We start from the raw sequence: 19,334 nt of genomic DNA, 5'->3' as shown, positions 1-19,334 counted from the left end.
ATGTTAGCCGGCGAATTCCCCGAGGTAATCACTGCCGCATGGCGAGCGCCGAGTTATGGCTTCGCCAAACGCTTCGGCGTTATCGTCGTCAGCGATGACGAACAGCAACTCTGCGTGCTGTATCGCCAGGATGCACCGGTTGCCGCCTTGCAGGAAGTCCGGCGGTTGCTGAATCGACCCGCATCGTTTAAGTTACTGTCCGAGCAGGATTTCGAGCGCCGGTTGCAGGCGGCTTACGAACATAAATCCGGCCATGCCCAGCAAATGGTCAACGATCTGCATGAAAATCTGGATTTGTCGGATATGGCCCAGCACTTGCCTAAACCGGAAGACCTGCTGGAAAGCGAAGACGAAGCGCCCATCATCCGTTTGATTAACGCCTTGCTGACCGAGGCCATCAAGGAAAACGCCTCGGATATCCATATCGAACCTTACGAGGCGCGCATGGTGGTGCGCTTCCGGGTCGACGGCGTATTGCGTGAAATTATCGAGCCGCAACGCGAATTCGCTCCCATGGTGATTTCGCGCTTGAAAGTGATGGCCAAGCTTGATATCGCCGAAAAGCGCTTGCCGCAAGACGGGCGTATCTCACTGAATATCGGCGGCCGCAGCGTCGACGTACGGGTGTCGACGCTGCCGTCCGGTCATGGCGAACGGGTGGTGTTGCGGTTGCTGGATAAGCAGGCCAATCAATTGAACCTGAAGCAGGTCGGTATGGCGCAGCGGGAACTGGATTGCATTCAAGGCATGATCGCCCGCCCGCACGGCATCATTTTAGTGACCGGGCCTACCGGTTCCGGTAAGACCACCAGCTTGTACGCCATCGTCAATCAGCTCAATCAGCGTAGTCGCAATATTCTGACCGTTGAAGATCCGATTGAATATTACCTGGACGGCATCGGTCAGACTCAGGTCAACAGCAAGGTGGAAATGACTTTTGCCAAGGGTTTGCGGGCCATCCTGCGGCAAGACCCGGATGTGGTGATGGTAGGGGAAATCAGGGACAGGGAAACCGCCGAGATTGCGGTGCAGGCCAGTTTGACCGGTCATTTGGTGTTGTCCACCCTGCATACCAACACCGCTGTCGGCGCCATTACCCGTTTGCGTGACATGGGGGTCGAGCCGTTTTTGCTGGCCTCCAGTCTGGTGGGAGTGATTGCTCAGCGACTGGTGCGGGTGCTGTGTCCGCATTGCAAGCAAGCGTCCAGCGTGGAAGGGCGTGACTTGTTCAGACTGGGCTATATAGGTCCCCAATATGAAACCGTCAGCGTCTATCAGCCGCAAGGCTGCCCACAGTGTTATGGGCACGGTTACAAAGGCCGGGCCGGCATTTTCGAACTGATACCGCTGGATAATAGTATGGCGAAACTGATCCATGAAGGCGCCGGCGATATGGCCTTGGAACAGCATGCCCGCACGCTGGCGCCGAGTATTCAACAGAGCGCGCTGGATAAGGTGTTGGTGGGTGAAACCAGTCTCGACGAAGCCTTGCGCATGACGCTGAAGGACTAAACCATGCCGGCCTTTGAATACCAAGCGATCGACAAGCAGGGGCGAGCTCTGAAAGGCACCCTGGAAAGCGATACCGCCAAAACCGCTCGCCAGCAACTGAAAAGCAAAGGCTTGACCTTGCTGGAGGTCAAAGAGGTCCAAAAAAAAGAAGCCGGCGGCGGCTCGGTGCTTTGGCGGCAACGCATAGGTATGCGCGCCCTGGCGCATATCACCAGACAGTTGGCAGCCTTGCTGAAATCCGGTCTCGCCATCGACGAAGCCTTGGCTATCGTGGCTCGTCAGCTGGAATCGGCACGAGCCCGGCGGATTTTGCTGGCGGTCAGAACCCGGGTGATAGAAGGCCAGAGTCTGGCCCAGGCCTGTCAGTGGTTTCCCAGCACTTTTCCGCCCTTGTACCGGGCTACTATTGAAGCTGGCGAGTCGTCGGGAAAACTGGATCAGGTGCTGGAAAGACTGGCCGATTATTTAAGCGACAAAGGCCAGTTGCATCGCAAACTGCAAATGGCCATGATTTATCCGGTGATGCTGACCTTGGTGTCCCTGTTGGTAGTCATTGGCTTGCTGGCTTACGTAGTGCCGGAAATCACCGGTGTATTCGACAAAATGGGCGGGGAATTGCCCGGCATTACCCAAGGCTTGATCGCCTGTAGCGAGTTTTCCAAAAATTACGGTTTATTGCTGGTGTTACTGGCGGCGTTGGCGGGGGTGGCGGCTAAACTGATATTGCGGCGGGAAAAGCCGCGCATGCTGTTTCACCGCTGGTTACTGAGTACGCCCATGGTGTCCAGATTTTCCCGAGGTATCAACAACGCCCGCTTTACCCGTACCTTGGCGATTCTGACCAATAGCGGCGTGGAATTGCTGGTGGCCTTAAGAATATCCAGCCAGGTATTAGCCAACGATGCGATGCGCAAAGCCGTGGAAACCGCGGCCCTCCGGGTACGAGAAGGGCAAAGCCTTAACAAGGCCCTGGAAACCAGCCGGTTATTTCCGCCCGTGACTATCCATCTGGTCGCCAGCGGCGAGGCCAGCGGCCAATTGCCGCGCATGCTGGAAAGCGCCGCCGACGATCAGGAACGCGATATTCAAGACCTGACCGAAATGACCATGGGCTTGTTCGAACCGGCGCTAATACTAACCATGGGTCTAATGGTGCTGATTATCGTATTGGCGATTCTGTTGCCGATTTTCGAGATGAATCAGTTGATTCGCTAAATAGAAAGCTGCCGACATACGCTGGATAGCCGTAACGAACTCGACATATTCCGCTGTTATGCTGAGCTTTTTACTAGTGTCTGGAGTCAGGTAATGAGATTTACTTGGTTTTTGTTATGCCTTTCCGGGTTGCTGCCTTTCGCTGCCCAAGCCGCGATTGACGCAGGTAATGTCAGTTGTTCCGATAGTTTGGTTGTCGACGACGCCTATGCTATTAACTTAAGCTGCAGCGGCGATTTGTCGTTCACTGATGGAGTAGTGTCTTCCGATATTGGTATTACGTTGCGAGCAACCGGCACGCTTTTGCTAGGCAACTTAAGCCTTTATGCACCGGTTATAGAGCTTAGCGGGTACAGTATCAGTTTGATTTCCGATGTGACGATGACGGGAACATCAATTGATATTGTCAGTTCAAACGGGATCGACATTAATGGTAAATCGATGCCGATTGAAGATAGTGGTTCGATGCTAGTTGTAGCGGGGTATGGATTGGATCGGCTGGACAATAACAACTTGATCCTGAATTCAGTTGATCCCGGAACGCTGCAAGTGCGTCCTGGCGGTAATATTTCGTTGGTGGCCCGCCTTCCTCTGCCGGGCTCGGTTTTTCAATTAAGCCTGGGTCTTTTTACGCTACTGTTTCCTGCAATGAAGCGTAAACAGGGTGTCTAACGATCACGAAAAAGCCGCATCACTTGGGCAAATGCAAGAAGCGAGCGGGAAAAGGGGTAAAGACCGGTCGAATTTTTAGAGACTCAATCCTGAAACCTAATGTGTTCCGTCAAGCCGCCCCTGCTCCAACAGACCTGGCAACAGATCGCTCATTGGACTATTACCCCATAACAAGCAATACTCTAAAATTTCTCGGCTACTATTGTCTTGAAAAGCTGATGTATTCGGTGCAGGTGGTTTATAGTGTCCGACCGCTACAAATTAAACCATTTTCCTGATTATAAAGCGGCTTCAGCAACAACAGCCTGCTGTCAGCGACGGGCCCATGCTCACATTTCACGCGTTAGCTGCGCGCGAGTATCTGCGGCCTCGCCACCAAGCCGCGGTTGGAGAATTGGCGGACATTATTGGCAAGCTGTATTAAAGTAAAGACTTGAGATTCTCGGCGAAGACGGTCTTAGCTGACAGCAAAGTGAATCGGAAAAGCCGGCATTAATAACCAATATGGACCTAATTGGAAGCATTAAGCAGGGGTATGCAAAATTGTTTAAGGGGTTGAATGCATCGAAAATTGCCGTGAGGAGTTCGCGATTTCAATGGCGTCGTCGTGTTTTAATCTGCAAGCAAGAATTGATTCGTCCAAGTCCGGAGCGGTCGACTAGCCGGACAGTTCGGCTGATAAACCATTGCGAATGGACGGTCGTCTGCCTGATTTTTCTTTTGTCCCTATCCTCTGGTGCGGCCGCGGTACAACTTCCCAGCGTGTTGATTGTGTCCGTCGAGAGCCGCTTGTCGCCCGCGCTCTCGGTAGGCGATGAAAATATTCGGGCAGTCGCCCGACGACTTTTGAATCGCCGGCCATCCTTTTGGGAGGTCTACCGAGGCAGCATGATTATCGCGATGGTCATACTGGTGATGCAGACGCTAATGATCACCTTGCTGCTAGCCGAACGACGGCGACGGCGGCAGACCTCGGACCGGCTGTCGGACAGTGAAAAACGTATGAACCTGGCGGCGAATGCGGTGGGCATGGGCATATGGGCCTGGAACATCGGCCGAGACGAAATCTGGGCCACCCCGCAAGCCCGCATGCTATATGGCATCGGTGAGTCGGAAGCGATCGATTTCCAACGGTTTCTCGATAGCCTGGATGCCGCCGACCGGGAGCCGGCGCGGAAAGCCGTCGCGGCCGCATTAGCTTCGAATGCCGGCTTCGAAACCCAATGCAGAGTGAACAATCCCGACGGCAAGAAGCGCTGGATTGCCATGCAGGGGCAGGTGGAGTCGGATGCGTCGGGACAAGCCGTTTCCATCGTCGGCGTCTCTCACGACATTACCTCCCGCAAGTGTGCGGAATTGGCGGCTGAACAACACCGCATCGAAATGCTGCGCATGGCTCGCGTAGGCCTGGTGGGACAACTATCCGGCTCAATCGCCCACGAATTGAATCAACCCTTATCCGCGATCCTTGCCAATTCCCAGGCGGCGCAACGACTGTTGGTCTGCGAACCCGTCGACCGGTCGGAAATAAGGGAGATTTTGCAAAGCATCGTCGAGGACGACCAGCGTGCGATCGAAGTCATTCAGCGTCTACGTTCTCACTTCAAAGGCGAGTCGCAACGTCAGCAGCTGAACCCGACTGAAGCCGTCAGGGATGCCCTAAAGCTGGCTCGTAACGATATTCTCACCCATCAGGTTAACCTGGTGATGGAACTGGCGGACCAGTTGCCTATCATCGCGGCGGACTGGGTGCAATTGCAGCAAGTAATACTGAATTTAGTTGTCAATGCCTGCGAAGCGATGGCGGAGAACGAGCTCGATCCGCGCAAACTCACGCTTAGAACCTGGAAAGACGATGGAAAAGTCATTATCGAAGTAGCCGACACCGGCAGAGGGGTCAATGCCGGCGTGGAGACGCGTCTGTTCGAGTCCTTCTTCACTACCAAGGCTAACGGTATGGGTATGGGGCTTGCGGTCAGCCGCTCCATCGTCGAAGCGCATGGCGGGCGGCTTGAATTGGTTAACAATTCGGAGCGAGGCGCGTCCTTCCGAGTCAACCTGCCGATCATGGCGGGAGGATGATAATGACGTTAACGGAACCCACGATCTACCTGGTCGACGACGATCCGTCGGTACTTAAGGCGTTGGCTAGGCTACTCGGAACCGAGGGGTTCCGAGTAGAGGCTTTTGCTTGTCCGCAGGCGTTTTTGAGCAGCTACGACCCGTGGCAAGCGGGCTGCCTGGTGTTGGATTTGACCATGCCTGGCCTAACCGGCATGGAAGTGCAGCAGCGGCTTAATGCATCCGGTGGGCATCTGCCCATCGTTTTTCTGACCGGTCAGGGCGACATTCCGACTGCCGTGCGAGCGATTAAGGCAGGCGCAATGGACTTTCTCACCAAGCCTATCCTCGACGAAGAACTGTTTGCTGCGATACGCGCGGCCCTGGCAAAGAACGCCGTCGACCATGTGTCCCGTGTCGAACTGGGGTTGATCCGGGACCGCCTTGCTTTACTGACGCCGCGAGAAACGGAAGTGCTGAAGCAGGTGGTGGCCGGCAAACTCAACAAGCAAATCGCCGCTGAACTCGGTACGGTAGAAAAAACCATCAAGGTACACCGGGCCAGGGTGATGCAAAAGATGCAGGCGAAATCGCTGGCCGAACTGGTTCGATTGACCGAGCAAGTCGGTCTTGCTTCGTAAGCCCGGCCTGACAAATGGCGAACAGCGCTGTCAGTTTCTTTCGAATTGGTTCGACTGTTAGCCTAAAGCCCAATAGCCGATAGTTGCTTCATTTTGATACCCTGCCCGCGTGGTATTGCTGGCATATTAGCAACCACAGCATCGGACACGGAACCGTGGACCACTGAATCTAACGATTATTATTAGGAAAACGATGAAAATACTATCTTTTACGAAACACGCAATCGCTTTAAGCGTGTCCAAGCCGCTGATCGCGGCGGGTTTTTTGGCGTTTGGTTTAATGGCTCAGCCCGCGCAAGCGGCTTTGACCTTTAATTTTAATTATCTCAGCCCGGGACAAGGTTTCGACGACCCGACCTTCGGCGCCGATAGAAAAGCCGCGCTAAATGATGCAGCCAATGCCTTGGGTGCGTATTTCAGCAGCTACACGGCCAATCTGGTTTACGACGTGACCTCGTATAGCACCGACAACAGCACCTTGGCCTCTGCCGGTAGCTCTACATTTGAGGTGCCAGGGACTTTTCAGCAAACCTTTGCGCAATCGAAAATTCTCAGCAACGGTAACGATGCAAACGGCGCCGCCGCGGACGGTGTTATAAACTGGAACTTTTTCCACGATTGGGGGCTGTTCGATACCGTCGGCGCCAACCAACTCGATTTTAAATCCACGGCGATGCATGAATTGCTGCATTCGTTTGGTTTTTCCTCGTATATTGAGAATGGCGGCGTGGATTCCGGTATACAACCCGGTAATCAAGCCACGTGGCTTACTTATGATAAATTTCTCACCGATGCGGCTGGCAACCGATTGGTGAGTGACGATGGCATATTCGACCCGAGCAAGGTTGCCGCACTGACCGATGGTACCGAAAACGCGGCCGGCGTGTTCTTTAGTGGTGAAAACGCACTGGCGGCGACCAATGGCACCGGCATAGCCGTTTATAGCCCCAATCCTTGGGTTGACGGCAGCAGCATTGCTCATCTGGACGATAACAGTACGGCTACAAACACCTCTATAATGAATGCAGCCGCGCATAATACAGGCCTGGATACACGCACCTTGGGTTCTCTTGAGCTGGCGGTGTTGAAAGATATCGGTTATACCCAAGTCGCTGCCGTGCCGGTACCTTCGGCGGTTTGGTTCATGCTGAGCGGATTGGTAGGTGTGTTGGGTGTCAATCGCAGACGCAAAACCGCCTGATCGGTTTCGGCTATTTATCTAAGATGAGGTTCTTTCGGGGGCCTCATTTTTTCAATTTCCAGTTATCCATAAAAATGCCTAAATTGCCGCTGTTCGGTTTGTTATTGTTTGGAGTTACAGTCATGTCCAATATCGCCGAGGCGGGAGACGATGCTACGCCTAGGCCGCCGGAGCAATATCGGTTGGCCGACGTCTCAATTACCATCCGGCATCAGACCAGCCGCGGTATTCCGGGCGGTTACCAGATTGCCCTGCATGGCGATGGAACTGCTTATCTGCAAAACACCGACGCTAACCCGGTAAAAACCGAACTGCACAATTCAACAGCCGCCATCATCGAGTTACTTAACGACTTTTATCGTATCCATTTCTTTGATTTAGCCGATACCTACGCGAAAAAAAAACAGGTACTTCTGCGTGATGACGGACTAGTTGCCACCACCGTCATGAAAATGGCCGACGTTGACAGTAAGAAATTATGCGTCCAACTCGCCGATTATCAAAAATGCGTGACCATCATCAATAATGAACCGGCGGAAGCCTCGCAATTGATCGCTAAAATCGAAAAGCTTTTCAGGCATTGACGCCGATTTTCACCCGCGCCGAAAACGGTCTGTATAACCGATTACAGTTTGAACTTAGTCAAACAGGCTAGGTACCCGTTACGCCGTAAATTTCGAAAACCGCAGTGAGCCGTCGAGGCGGTCTTGGTTGACAATATATTTCTTCCCGTGGGCCAATTCAGATATCGAGTTTGCGTTGGCGGATTCCCGTGGTAAGGTTAAACCGCCGTGTCTTCATACAACAGCGCTTCTGCCTCAACGGCAACTCCAACTACTCTCAGGCTGGATTGGCGGATTAAATCCGAATTCACCCAAACCAAACTCTTTTATGAGTAAAACGATGCGAACTTGGCTGATTCACTTTTGGGAATATCTGCGTAACAGTTATTGGTTGATCCCGGTGATTATGCTGGTTACCGCCATTGCCTTGTCCTACGGCCTGCTCGAGGCGGATACCCGTATCAACTTATCCCGGCTTGATGGATTCGGGTGGTTGGTGTTTACCAGTTCAGATGGCGCTCTGGCCGTTTTGTCTACTATCGCGGCTTCCACTTTTGCCGCCGCAACGTTGACCTTTTCGGTGACCATGGTTACCTTGAGTTTAACCAGTTCTCAGTTTGGCCCGCGGTTGTTGCGTAATTTTTTGCGCGATCCGGTCAATCAATTCGTGTTCGGCGCATTTATTGCCACGTTTGTGTATTGTTTGCTGATTATGCGCGGAATGGTTGTGGCGGATAAGCAGATTCCAAGCATTTCAATCAGTCTGGCACTGGTGTTTGTGTTGAGCGACAGCATTATATTTATTGGCTTCATTCATCATTTAACCTGGTCCATTCGTATTGAACGTATCGCATTTGAAATCGGACAGGAATTTATCGAAGCCATTCACCGTTTTCTCCCGCAGCCGTATGCGGAAAATGAGCGTCCTTCCAGGGTGCCATCCCTCCCAAAAGACACGGCGACCGTAATCCGCTCCGAAGCCTTTGGTTATGTGCAGGCCATTAATGATTCAACCTTGCTAGCCCTGGCGGAAAATGAAGAGATTACAATCGAACTATTATTCAAACCTGGCCATTACGTGCTACCGGGGGCGCCGATAGCAAACATCTGGCCTTACGTACACCTGAAAGATCACATAACAAGCTCGGTGCGTGCGAGTTTTCTGTTGGGCAAAGAGCCCAGCGGCGAGCAAGATTTGGAATTTACTATTCGGCAACTGGTGCAAATTGCCGCTCGGGCCCTGTCCCCCGGCATTAACGACCCTTTTACCGCGATGACCTGCATTGATTATTTAGCCGCCGGCCTGGCTGTTATCGCCACCCGGCAATTGCCTGAGTTCCAAATCAGAAATGAGACGGGGCGCCTACTGCTGGTTAAAAGCCAGATTTCGTTCCAAAGTTTGCTAGAGGCCTGTTTTATTGGAATCCGCCAAATGTGCAGTAATAATCCGCCGGTTGTGATTTATTTACTTGAGACATTCGCACAATTGGCTTCTTTGACTCAAAGAAAGGCTGACAGGGAGGCGCTCGCACGGATTGCACGGCTAACATTTGATTCGACGAGAGACCAAGGGCTGTTGGACTACGATGAACAAGCCATTAAACAAAGGCTTGAACGCATTCAACAGATTTTAAAGCTATCCGAAAAGACCACGTCCTGATTGGTATTGTTAATGCCGTTACGACAGAATAACGACTCACATCGAAAAAACACTATGCGCATTTATGTTATTACCTTCGCCCTAGCAATCTCGAGTATGCTAATGGTGCACAGTGTTTACGCTGATGCCATCGATCAAATATTGACCAACACCCCCAAATCGGAGAGCTCGAATGCTGGTAAAACCATAGAGCTGGAACACAATAAACAAAATGATAAGCAAATCAAAAGACGCTTGGAACAGATCTATTCGGAACTGGAGGGCTTGAACGATTTGCAGGTGACAGTCGCAAGCAGCGTGGTGACATTAAAGGGCGCGGTGGATTCGAAAGCCTCCGAACAAAAGGCGCTGGATTTTGCCCGGAATATGCAGGGTGTGATTGAAGTTAAGAATCAGCTAATCACCACGCATGACTTAAAAAAGCGTCTCGATACGGTTCAGAGCAAATTTAAAGCCAGCGCCGAACAAATACTGGTGGAAATGCCTCTTTATCTGTTGGCATTGCTGACCTTTTGCTTATTCTGGTTTATCGGTTCGTGGTTGGCGAAGCGGCAGCAATTGTATAGAAAAATCGCGGTTAATTTTTTCATAGCCGACCTGTTAAGCAAGCTGGTGCATTTAATTTGTACGCTGCTGGGTATTGTGTTGGCGCTGAGTTTGCTGGATGCCACCGCGCTGCTGGGTACCATTCTGGGAGCAGCCGGTATCTTGGGCTTGGCTATCAGTTTTGCCGTGCGAGATACGGTCGAAAACTTCATTGCCAGTCTGCTGTTAAGTATTCGAAATCCTTTTGAAGTGAATGATGCCGTCGATATAGAAGGATTTCAGGGTAGTGTGGTTAGACTGACTTCAAGGGCGACTATTTTGATGTCGTTTGACGGCAATCATGTGCGGATACCTAATTCAACCGTATTTAAAGCGGTTATCACAAACTATACCCGGCATCCGAATCGGCGCTTTGAATTTGATCTGGGGATTGGCTACGCGGAAAATGTCGGATATGCGCAAGAATTAATTTTGCATGTCCTTACCGAAATGCAAGGCATTTTAGGCGAACCCAAACCGCAAGTGATCGTCAATGAAATCGGCAATTCGAGTATTGTATTGCGCATTTACGCCTGGATAAATCAAACGGAATATGACTTTCTTAAAGTACGCAGCGAGGCGATCAAAAAGGTTAAAGACTGTCTCGATCAGGCCCATATCAGCGTGCCTAAACCCACTTACGATCTGAATCTAATTAAAACGCCTGTTGCATTTCAAGAGCAGCTGCCCATGCCAAATCATGATGAAGTAACTGATGTGGCTGCCGATGATACGTTAAAAGAACAGATCATCCAGGATAACTTGCAGAACGCCGACGTAAATCTGCTGGATCCAAATGCCAAAAAAGAAATTTAAGGCTTTCCCATGCTGGATTCCCTGAGCAGGACGGATTTTTAAATCCGTCCTCATCGTATAAACAATATACAAACACCAAGGCATAACGTTTGGAGCGGATTGAATAACCCGCCCCGCGCCGGCACCATGCGAGTCAGATTCTGGTTAATCTCAATCCAGTGAAGTTCATTAATATTTCGTTGTTCATGGTCGCAAATAATAGGGCTTCCCCCCTGTAAAGGTCTTTCTGCATATGCGGTTTTGTATCTTTTGTCATACACCTGTCACGTTGATTTCTTAATATTTCCGTCACAACAGCTGCTGGTCGGCTATTCGTTTGCACAACTTTTTGATTGGTATGAACAACAAAACACAGCAAGGTTTTACCTTGATCGAAGTGATGATCGTGGTGGTTATTCTGGGGATTCTGGCGTCCATCGTAGTGCCTAAAATCATGGGTAGGCCCGACGAGGCTCGCGCTACCCGCACATTGCAGGATATTCGCGCCATCGGCGCGGCGCTGGATTTGTACCGCTTGGATAATTTCAGTTATCCGACGACAGAACAGGGGCTGGAAGCGCTGATCACCAAGCCGGCGGGACTGGCGCCGGGCGCGCATTGGAAGCAGGGCGGTTATCTGGATCAGGTGCCGACCGATGCCTGGGGCAAGCCCTATATGTATCTTAAGCCGGGCGTGCACGGCGAATACGATTTGTATTCCTTCGGCGCGGACGGCGTGGAAGGCGGTGAAGAGGCCAACGCCGACATCGTCAACTGGAATAGCAAATAAGCACGGGCATGCGCGCCGGCGGATTTACGCTGATCGAGTTATTGATCGTCTTGATATTGATTGGAGTGATGACCGGCATGGCCATGATATCGATAGGCAACGACGGCAAGGACCGCCGGCCGCGTCTTGAGGCGGAGCGACTGGAAACCTTGTTGGAGCTAGCCGAGCAGGAAGCGCTGCTGCGCGGCGAAGCCATGGGGCTGGAACTGTTCGCGCACGGCTACCGGTTTTTGGTTTTCAGCGAATCGGGCTGGCAGGAAGAAACCGGCGATGCGGTATTTCGCGCCCGCCAATTGGATGGCGATATACGTATCATTCTACGCGTGGACGGCGAAAACAGGGTGCTGGCTGAACGAGCGGGAATGTCTGCTCAAACCAGTCCGCAGATATTACTGACGCCGGACGGCAACAGCGAAACCATACAGATAGATATCAGCGATACCCAGGGTGTCATGCAAATCAGCAACGGCGGAGCACAGGGATGGACCATCGTCGACGCCGCCGTGGAATCATGATGTGGTTTTATTCCGGACCTGCGCGGCAGGTAGCCGGCGGCAATCCGGTGCCAAATAGATTCTGTTGTCGGCAAGCGGGTTTCACGCTATTGGAAGTATTGATCGCGCTGTCGATACTGGCGATTCTGATGACCGGGCTGATCAAAATTGCCGCCAACAACACCCGTAATTTGTGGTTTCTGGAAAACACTACCATAGCCGAACAGGTTGCCCAAAACCGTTTGTTGCAGTTGCGTCTGGCGGAAGACAAACCCGAAGCCGGCGATGGCTGGGAGGAAATGGCCGGCCGGCGCTGGTATTGGCAAGTTTCCCGGGCGGTGGCGCATAGCTTGGGCGACGGTGTATGGCGCTACCGGGTGCAGGTGTTTCTGGAAGGCGAGAAAACAGCCTATGTCGATTTGGTTGGCTATGTCACGAGTGAGTCATGAGTGCACGGCTGGGCGGCGTCAAAGGCTTTACCTTGCTGGAATTGCTGATCGCGATGGCGATCTTCGCCATTATGGCGACCATGGCCTACGGCGGCTTGAAATCCGTTATCGACACTCGCCAGGCCACTCAGGCCAGGGCCATGCGCGTGCGGCAGTTGCAACAGACCTTGTATCTGCTGAATGAAGATTTGCTGCAGGCGCTGCCGCGTACGATTCGGGACGAACTTGGCGACGACGAACCGGCATTTCGCGGCAGCAATGGTCCGGAGCTGCTCAGCTTGACCCGCGCGGCGCCGGCGTTACTGCAGGACAGCGAACGTAGCCGCTTGCAGCGGGTCAGCTATCGCTTCGAGTCCGGTCAGTTGTATCGGCTGGTCTGGAGCACCTTGGATAGAACCCAGCAAAGCCAGCCGTTGCGAAAACACCTTCTGGATGCCGACGGCGTGCAAATACAATTTTTCGGCAGCGAGTGGGTCGGCAGCTGGCCGGCCTCCGGAAGTGGCTTACCCAAAGCGGTGGAGGTTGTTTTCAGTTTAAGCGGTTTAGGCGATATTCGGCGCGGGTTCTGGATACGATGAGCGAACGATTAAACCGAGCGCAGCGGGGTGTGGCATTGATTACGGTATTGCTGGTGCTGGCCTTGGCTACCGTGACGATAGTCTCGATGTCCAGTGAGCGGCAGTTGGACATACGCCGCACTGAAAATCAGCTGCGCGGCGATCAGGCCTGGGCATATGCGCTTAGCCTGGAAAATTGGGCCGTCACGCGTTTGCAGGGTAGCGATTGGCGAAAGCCGTTGCAGATCAGTGAAGACGGCGAGGTTGAGCTGCGCGCCGAAATCGACGATTTGCAAGGTAAAATCAATTTGAATAATTTGCTTGTCGACGGCGAAGTCAGCACTGAAGACGTCAATCGCATGAAGCGCTTATTGAAGCAATTGGAGCTAGACTCTGAAGTGATGGACGCCATCCTGGACTGGATCGATGCCGACGGCGACATTCGCTATCCGTTCGGCGCGGAAGACGAAGTCTACTCTCGTAAGCATCCGCCGCGCCGTACCAGCAACCGGCTGTTTGCCGACGTCAGCGAGTTGCTGTTGGTGCAGGGTGTTACGCGGGAGATTTACGACAAACTGCGGCCCTTTGTCTACGCCGCCCCCGGCTATGCGCCCATCAACGTCAATACGGCGCCCGCGCAGGTATTGCGCTGTCTGGCGGACAAGATTAGCGCCGATCAAGCCGCATCCATGTATCGGGCTAGCGGTAAACCGTTTAGCGAATTGGCCGATTTCTTTAAAGACGAAGCGGTGGAGGGACGCGGCATCGGCAAACACGGCTTGAGCGTAAAAAGTACATTTTTTTTATTGTCGGGATCGGTGGATATGGGAAGGGCGCGCTTGCGGTTTGAATCGCAGTTGCAAAAGAGGGCGGATAGCATGGCGATAGTGATACGCCGGGCGCGTAGCGGGTGGCTGCGTGGCTGAGGCAATCTTGCTGCGGGAAGGGCCGCTTGTTGGTCAAGTACAGTGGCTGGATACCGCCGAGCCGGCGGATGGCGTGCATGTCGGCGGTTTGGCTGAATTGGCCGCGCAAGCGCAAGGCCGGCCGCTGATATTGGTTTGGCCGGCCGCCTCGCTGTTGTTGCTGGAAATAGAGTTGCCGCTGCGGAGCGCGGCGCAAATAGCCAAGGCATTGCCTTTTGCGTTGGAAGAGTTGCTGGCCGAGGATGTGGAGCGCTACCACTTGAGCTGGCGCCGGCAAGCCGGCACTCAGCGTATCGCGGTGGCGGCCGTCGATGGCGAGCTTATCGCAGCTTGTACCCGCCGCTTCGCCGAAGCCGGGCTGACCTTGCAATGGGCTGTGCCGGAACCGCTGCTGTTGCCTTGGCAAGACGGGCAGTGTGCCATGCTGCTGGAGGGCGACAATGGGGTGTTCAGGTATGGCGAATGGCTGGGTGGCGGCGGCGAGCGCGAGCTGTGCGGGGTATTGCTGGAAAGGCTGTATGCAAACGGACAGGCTCAAGGCGATTTGCAGCTGTGGTCGCGGATCGGCGCTGAAGTTCCCGGACTGTCGCTGCCGGTCCGGATCGAGCAGCACGCAATGGACGACACTTTGTTGCTGTATGCGGGGCAGTGGCAGGCGGCGAGCGGATTAAATCTGCTGGTTGGCGCTTATGCCCCGCAAATTCGCCGCCAGAATGAGCTGAAAGCTTGGTTGCCGGCTGCCGCGATTTTGCTGATCGCCTTGTTGGCGCAACTGGCCGGACAGTGGCAATTGCTGGATAAGCAACGGCAGCAATTGCAAACGTTGGAAACCAATACTCAGACTTTGTTTAAGCAAACCTTTCCCGACATCAAGCGGCTGGTGAACCTAAAAGTGCAGGCGGACCAACAATTGTCGGCTTTGCAAACCCAGTCCATGCAGCAGACGGCCGGCTTTTTGCCGTTGCTGTACCGCGTCGGCAAACGCCTGAAAGATCAGCCGCAATTCAAGTTGCGGAGGCTGCAATTTGCCGACAATAGCTTGCATCTCAAGTTTTTGGCTCCGGATGCGGCCAGTGTCGAACAACTTAATCGCCAGCTAAGCGACGAGGACGGCTTGCAAGTCGATACCCGCGCGGTAGTCGGCGTTACGGACGGTACGGAGGCGGACATTGCCATTCAACAAAACTGAACTCCTGCAGCGCTGGGCGGCGCTATCGTCGCGCGAACGTTTGCTGCTGATGGCCGGCCTGACGGCGGTTTTAATCGCAGCTGTTTATGGCTTTGTGTACGAGCCCATGCAGGCGGAAAACCGCCGCCTACAGCAACAACTGCAAGCGCAACAACAAATCTATATGCATCTACGGGATGTGGCCGAGCGGGTGGCGCAATTGCGGCAATCCGGGGCGGAAATCGCCGTAACGCCGATGGCGCCGGCGGCGGCGATTGCCGACAGCAGCAAGCAATTAGGTCTCGACGCGTTCATAGGTCAACAGAAAACCGATCCCGAGGGCGGGGTTGAGCTGGAATTGCACAAAATGCCTTTCGACAAATTGAGCTATTGGCTGGCGGTATTGCAGCAACAGCATGCGATTGTGGTCACCCAGCTGGATGTCGGTCGGTATGCGGACGACAGCACTTTGCTGGATGGTAAGCTGACGTTAACCACCCTAAACCGTGGGCCGGAATAGTCGGATGGGCACAGGTAAGCCACCGGAAACGTTGTGCTTAGGATTGGGTTTGGAATAACGTCCCGAATTGGAATCCCCACTCAAAACATCGTCGTTCCGGCAGGGATTGCCGACACCCAGAGGGTATGCCGGCATGAGGTGCCTGGATAGCGGAAAGTTGTTTATCGCCAAATCCTTGTTCCGCTCTACAGGGTTATATCTTACGCGCATCAAGTTATTCCCGCTCCTGCAGGAGAGGGTTAGGGTGAGGAGAATTTAAAACAAAATTTGATGTGCAATGAGTATGCCTTCCCGCTTGCCGATTCTGGAGTGTAGGCTGAGTTATCCGGTCGGAGCAGACGATCCGGTACGGGATGTTAGTTCTAAACGGATCTTAGTCAGCACTTCGGTAGCTATTATCAGTTCGTGGCGGGCACGATGTTGAATAAGCGGCTTGCCGCCAGTCCGGAAAAGCGGTTAGTTCGATCCATTCAGACAGCCTGGATTAACCGGCGCCAACAGTCCTTGTGGCTTTTTTAAGACAAATCCGCCCCCGCCAGCGTCTTCCTCGGGATGAATTCTCGCTTTTCAGCTGTTTCGTCGGCTTCGTAGGCCCCGGCATAGCTATGTTGCAATACAAATGTATTACATTTTTCGAAACTGTAATCGACCTGTAACTGAAACCATACATTTGCTTTGAAACAATATGTCCAACGGTTAAGGGCGTTGATGCAGCGCTAATAACCAAAGGATCTGGAGAAACTAGGGAGCAAGGATGGCACGCAGACGGAGCGGCAAGGGAGAAAGTTAAGGAGTCTGGAAAAGGGGAATCAAAAAATGGTAGCGGGGAAGCGCCACTCTTTGAGTGTTAGATAGGAAAGCGTGTAAAAGCCAAACCCGTCGCGAGGCGGGGACGGAAAGTCACGGGTCTTGAAGGGTTAGTCATGCTCGCTTGCGAGTAGCCAAAGTGGGGCTTGCCGCCCAAGGGCGGCAATGACAGGGACCGCTGTTCAAGACGGCCGGATCGTCACCTTGTGTATTAACAATTTTAAACATGAGGATTAATATGAAACATTTAGTAAAAGCGGCTGTTGCCACGGTTTTGTTGGTGGGCGCGGGTGCGGCGAATGCGAGTATCGAAAAAAACGCAGGTGGTCTGAACGAAGCCTATTTGTCGGCTTACGACTTTACCACCGGTAAAACTTTTTCTTTCGATACCGGCGTAACTTTTAATGAGTTAGTGGCCAATGAATCGAATGCGGCTTACAGCCTGAACTTCGATTTTTCCGCCGATGCCAATTGGTTGAACTTCATTACCGGTGCCACGACCAGCGCTATCAAATATGTGGTTGCGGTAGGTAATACCGGTGATTTGGGTGCGGCCATTACCAGCAATGCGCAATTGACTCCAAATGTAGAAAACGATCTGGGCATTTTCTTTGGTTTTGACGTAGCTTCTGCGATTGAGAAACATGCTATTGATTTAAATACTGGTTTAGTAGTTAACAGCTTGTTGAATGAAAGTAGATTGTCTTTGGACACTGATTCACCCCTTTCAGGCCAACATGCGAATGCTGATTCGGTTTGGGGTTCTTGGATTCAAGATCCGCAAGCCAATTATGGTCAAGCGATCGGTTTTCAATTAGGTATGTTGGATAACAACACCGGCGCCAATATCGCCAGCACTTTTGCGGGCCAATGGACTTTGGCCGGCAATAGCCTGACTTATGCGGCCGCTACTTCAGCCGTGCCGCTGCCGGGTGCGGTCTGGATGTTCGGCGCTGCGTTAATGGGTATGCTGGGTGTAAGCCGTCGCAAAGCAGTCGCGGCGTAATCAGTGTTGTTCCCGCCTAAATTGGCGGGAACGATCTGTTTCTTTCTTTTAATTTTTGTTTTGAGAGATATTATGAAAAAGTTAGCTTTGGGCGTAGCGGTTTCCGCGGCGCTGTTTGGCGGCATGGCGCAAGCCGCCGTCACTTTGGATGGTTCCGGTAAAGTTGTTGTTACGCCGGCCGATACTTACGAAATTTATTTGTCGGGTGCTTCCGCGGCGCTGGACTATATCGAAAAATTGTCTACCAGCACTACGGTCACGCCCGCGGAACGTATGTGCGACAGCACTCAGCCTGTTTTTAAATTCAAAGACAACGGTTCCGGCAAAGACCAGAATGCTTATCTGTGTACATTGAACCCGCTGAACCCACAATTAGTTGGCTTGGCCGGCGGCAAAACCAATCTGATGATTTATAAACGCAGTGCCGGCGGTTCCGCCATGGGTGTAGCGCCTATCATCGACGATGCCAAGGGTGCGGCTACAGCGGCTATCGCGTTTTTGAACGTTGACCCTGCTATTTGTACGGTACCATCGCCAGCGCCTGCGGCGGGTGTTTTAAGTACGTCGACTTGTACTTATTCCGAAGCAACTGCCGGTCAGTTCCAAGTTAAAATCCCTGATTTCGGTATTTCCGATGTCGACCCTGAGCAATTCCGTGGCGTTAATACACCAGCCGGTTTTTCTCCAGTCAACCCAAGCGATATTGGTTTGATGAATGTCGACTCAGCTGGCGGTCAAGTGTTCGGTATCGGGGCGACCTTGAAACTGCGTAATGCCTTGCAGGAAGCGGAGTTTGGCGTGGCGTCCGGTTGCGTCGGTTCAGAAACCGAAGCCTGTATGCCTAGCCTGACTCGCGACCAAGTCGCCAGCATCATTACCGGTAAACTGGACAGCTGGAACGACCTGAAAATTGGCGCCACGGGTTTGCTGGCCGCGACCACTATCGCCGCTAACAAACCAGCCGGCGGTGTTAAAACCGATCGTGTGCACATTTGTACCCGTACCGACGGTTCCGGCACCAAAGCGCAAATGGGTATCAACTTTTTGAACTACCCATGTTCAAGTGCTGCGACGTCGCCTACAGCCGATACCGGTGCTTTGAGCGAAATCGTTGCCAAAACCCAGGTTCACGCGAACTCTTCTTCAGGTACTCTGTCTGAATGTTTGCGCGAGTTGGATAGCGGTCTAAACACAGTTGGTACTGCATTCAATAATACTTACGGTACACGCTGGGCGGTGGGTATCCAAGGTCTGGAGAAGAACGCCGACCAAACTGAAGACTGGCGCTTCATCAAAATCGATAACGTTGCGCCTACTCTGGAAAACGTAGCCAAAGGCAAATACCACGACTGGGCCGAGCTGACCTTCCAATATTCTAAAACCCACGTATTCGATGCCGGCGAAAAAACCATTGTTGACGAGTTCATCAAGGCCGCCAGCAATCCAGCAGTATTGGTTACTTTGAATGCCGGCAACGTGCATCCATTCGGTGCCAGCGGTTATTTGGCTTCGCCAAAAAACTATGCGCCTGAAATCAATGGTCAGTTTGCAGCCACTTATCCTGTAAACCCATTCAGCCATGCAACTACTTCGCAAGGTGTTAACAATTGCCGTATTCCTGCTACTTATGATCTGAAAACAGGTGGAATCCAGCTTAAATAATCACAGGTTGTGATGCTGAAAACATAGCGGCCAGGGATGGCTGCAATCCT

Annotated in this window: 18 protein-coding genes; all 18 read left to right on the top strand. The window is 52.7% G+C overall.

Annotated elements, in window-relative coordinates:
* Positions 1 to 1,512, top strand: coding sequence for a type II secretion system ATPase GspE (gene gspE / locus M0R33_RS06640; protein WP_292566840.1), 1,512 nt, complete (start codon positions 1 to 3; stop codon positions 1,510 to 1,512).
* Positions 1,513 to 1,515: 3 nt separating this feature from the next.
* Entirely contained in the window at positions 1,516 to 2,727 is a 1,212-nt protein-coding gene (gene gspF / locus M0R33_RS06635; protein WP_292566837.1) for a type II secretion system inner membrane protein GspF, read from the top strand.
* 93 nt (positions 2,728 to 2,820) lie between these two features.
* Entirely contained in the window at positions 2,821 to 3,399 is a 579-nt protein-coding gene (locus M0R33_RS06630) for a hypothetical protein (RefSeq protein WP_292566834.1), read from the top strand.
* A 720-nt stretch (positions 3,400 to 4,119) separates the two neighbouring features.
* Complete coding sequence (locus tag M0R33_RS06625; protein ID WP_292566832.1) at positions 4,120 to 5,481, top strand: ATP-binding protein; 1,362 nt, start codon at positions 4,120 to 4,122, stop codon at positions 5,479 to 5,481.
* A 2-nt stretch (positions 5,482 to 5,483) separates the two neighbouring features.
* Complete coding sequence (locus M0R33_RS06620) at positions 5,484 to 6,101, top strand: response regulator (RefSeq protein ID WP_292566830.1); 618 nt, start codon at positions 5,484 to 5,486, stop codon at positions 6,099 to 6,101.
* 193 nt (positions 6,102 to 6,294) lie between these two features.
* The gene (locus M0R33_RS06615; protein ID WP_292566826.1) at positions 6,295 to 7,302 is read left to right on the top strand and encodes a hypothetical protein; all 1,008 of its coding nucleotides are present in this window, start codon (positions 6,295 to 6,297) and stop codon (positions 7,300 to 7,302) included.
* Between the two features lie 122 nt (positions 7,303 to 7,424).
* Positions 7,425 to 7,886 carry a hypothetical protein gene (locus M0R33_RS06610; RefSeq protein WP_292566823.1) on the top strand — a complete coding sequence of 154 codons (462 nt, stop codon included), beginning with the start codon at positions 7,425 to 7,427 and terminating at the stop codon, positions 7,884 to 7,886.
* A 319-nt stretch (positions 7,887 to 8,205) separates the two neighbouring features.
* Positions 8,206 to 9,525: a DUF2254 domain-containing protein gene (locus M0R33_RS06605; RefSeq protein WP_292566821.1), complete on the top strand. Its 1,320-nt coding sequence runs from the start codon at positions 8,206 to 8,208 to the stop codon at positions 9,523 to 9,525.
* A 54-nt stretch (positions 9,526 to 9,579) separates the two neighbouring features.
* Complete coding sequence (locus M0R33_RS06600; protein WP_292566818.1) at positions 9,580 to 10,926, top strand: mechanosensitive ion channel domain-containing protein; 1,347 nt, start codon at positions 9,580 to 9,582, stop codon at positions 10,924 to 10,926.
* A gap of 337 nt (positions 10,927 to 11,263) precedes the next feature.
* Positions 11,264 to 11,695 carry a type II secretion system major pseudopilin GspG gene (gspG, locus tag M0R33_RS06595; RefSeq protein WP_292566815.1) on the top strand — a complete coding sequence of 144 codons (432 nt, stop codon included), beginning with the start codon at positions 11,264 to 11,266 and terminating at the stop codon, positions 11,693 to 11,695.
* Between the two features lie 8 nt (positions 11,696 to 11,703).
* Positions 11,704 to 12,210 (top strand): type II secretion system minor pseudopilin GspH, encoded by a 507-nt coding sequence (gene gspH / locus M0R33_RS06590; protein WP_292566812.1) that lies wholly within the window; start codon positions 11,704 to 11,706, stop codon positions 12,208 to 12,210.
* The gene (gene gspI / locus M0R33_RS06585; RefSeq protein WP_292566810.1) at positions 12,207 to 12,638 is read left to right on the top strand and encodes a type II secretion system minor pseudopilin GspI; all 432 of its coding nucleotides are present in this window, start codon (positions 12,207 to 12,209) and stop codon (positions 12,636 to 12,638) included. The genes gspH and gspI overlap by 4 nt, the downstream gene beginning before the upstream one ends.
* Positions 12,635 to 13,216, top strand: coding sequence for a type II secretion system minor pseudopilin GspJ (gene gspJ / locus M0R33_RS06580; RefSeq protein ID WP_292566806.1), 582 nt, complete (start codon positions 12,635 to 12,637; stop codon positions 13,214 to 13,216). The genes gspI and gspJ overlap by 4 nt, the downstream gene beginning before the upstream one ends.
* On the top strand, positions 13,213 to 14,121 hold the full coding sequence (gene gspK / locus M0R33_RS06575; RefSeq protein WP_292566804.1) for a type II secretion system minor pseudopilin GspK: 909 nt from the start codon (positions 13,213 to 13,215) through the stop codon (positions 14,119 to 14,121). The genes gspJ and gspK overlap by 4 nt, the downstream gene beginning before the upstream one ends.
* Entirely contained in the window at positions 14,114 to 15,310 is a 1,197-nt protein-coding gene (gspL, locus tag M0R33_RS06570; protein ID WP_292566802.1) for a type II secretion system protein GspL, read from the top strand. Before gspK ends, gspL begins: the two co-directional genes overlap by 8 nt.
* Positions 15,291 to 15,809 carry a type II secretion system protein GspM gene (gene gspM / locus M0R33_RS06565; protein ID WP_292566799.1) on the top strand — a complete coding sequence of 173 codons (519 nt, stop codon included), beginning with the start codon at positions 15,291 to 15,293 and terminating at the stop codon, positions 15,807 to 15,809. The genes gspL and gspM overlap by 20 nt, the downstream gene beginning before the upstream one ends.
* Positions 15,810 to 16,854: 1,045 nt before the next feature.
* On the top strand, positions 16,855 to 17,622 hold the full coding sequence (locus M0R33_RS06560; RefSeq protein ID WP_292566797.1) for a hypothetical protein: 768 nt from the start codon (positions 16,855 to 16,857) through the stop codon (positions 17,620 to 17,622).
* A 72-nt stretch (positions 17,623 to 17,694) separates the two neighbouring features.
* A complete protein-coding gene (locus M0R33_RS06555; protein ID WP_292566795.1) occupies positions 17,695 to 19,284 on the top strand; it encodes a hypothetical protein in 1,590 nt (529 codons plus the stop codon).
* Positions 19,285 to 19,334 lie beyond the last annotated feature (50 nt).

Source organism: Methylomonas sp. (assembly GCF_023228165.1).
GTDB lineage: Bacteria > Pseudomonadota > Gammaproteobacteria > Methylococcales > Methylomonadaceae > Methylomonas.
The sequence above is the reverse complement of the archived record's forward strand: the minus strand, read 5'-3'. Positions and strand labels throughout refer to the sequence as shown.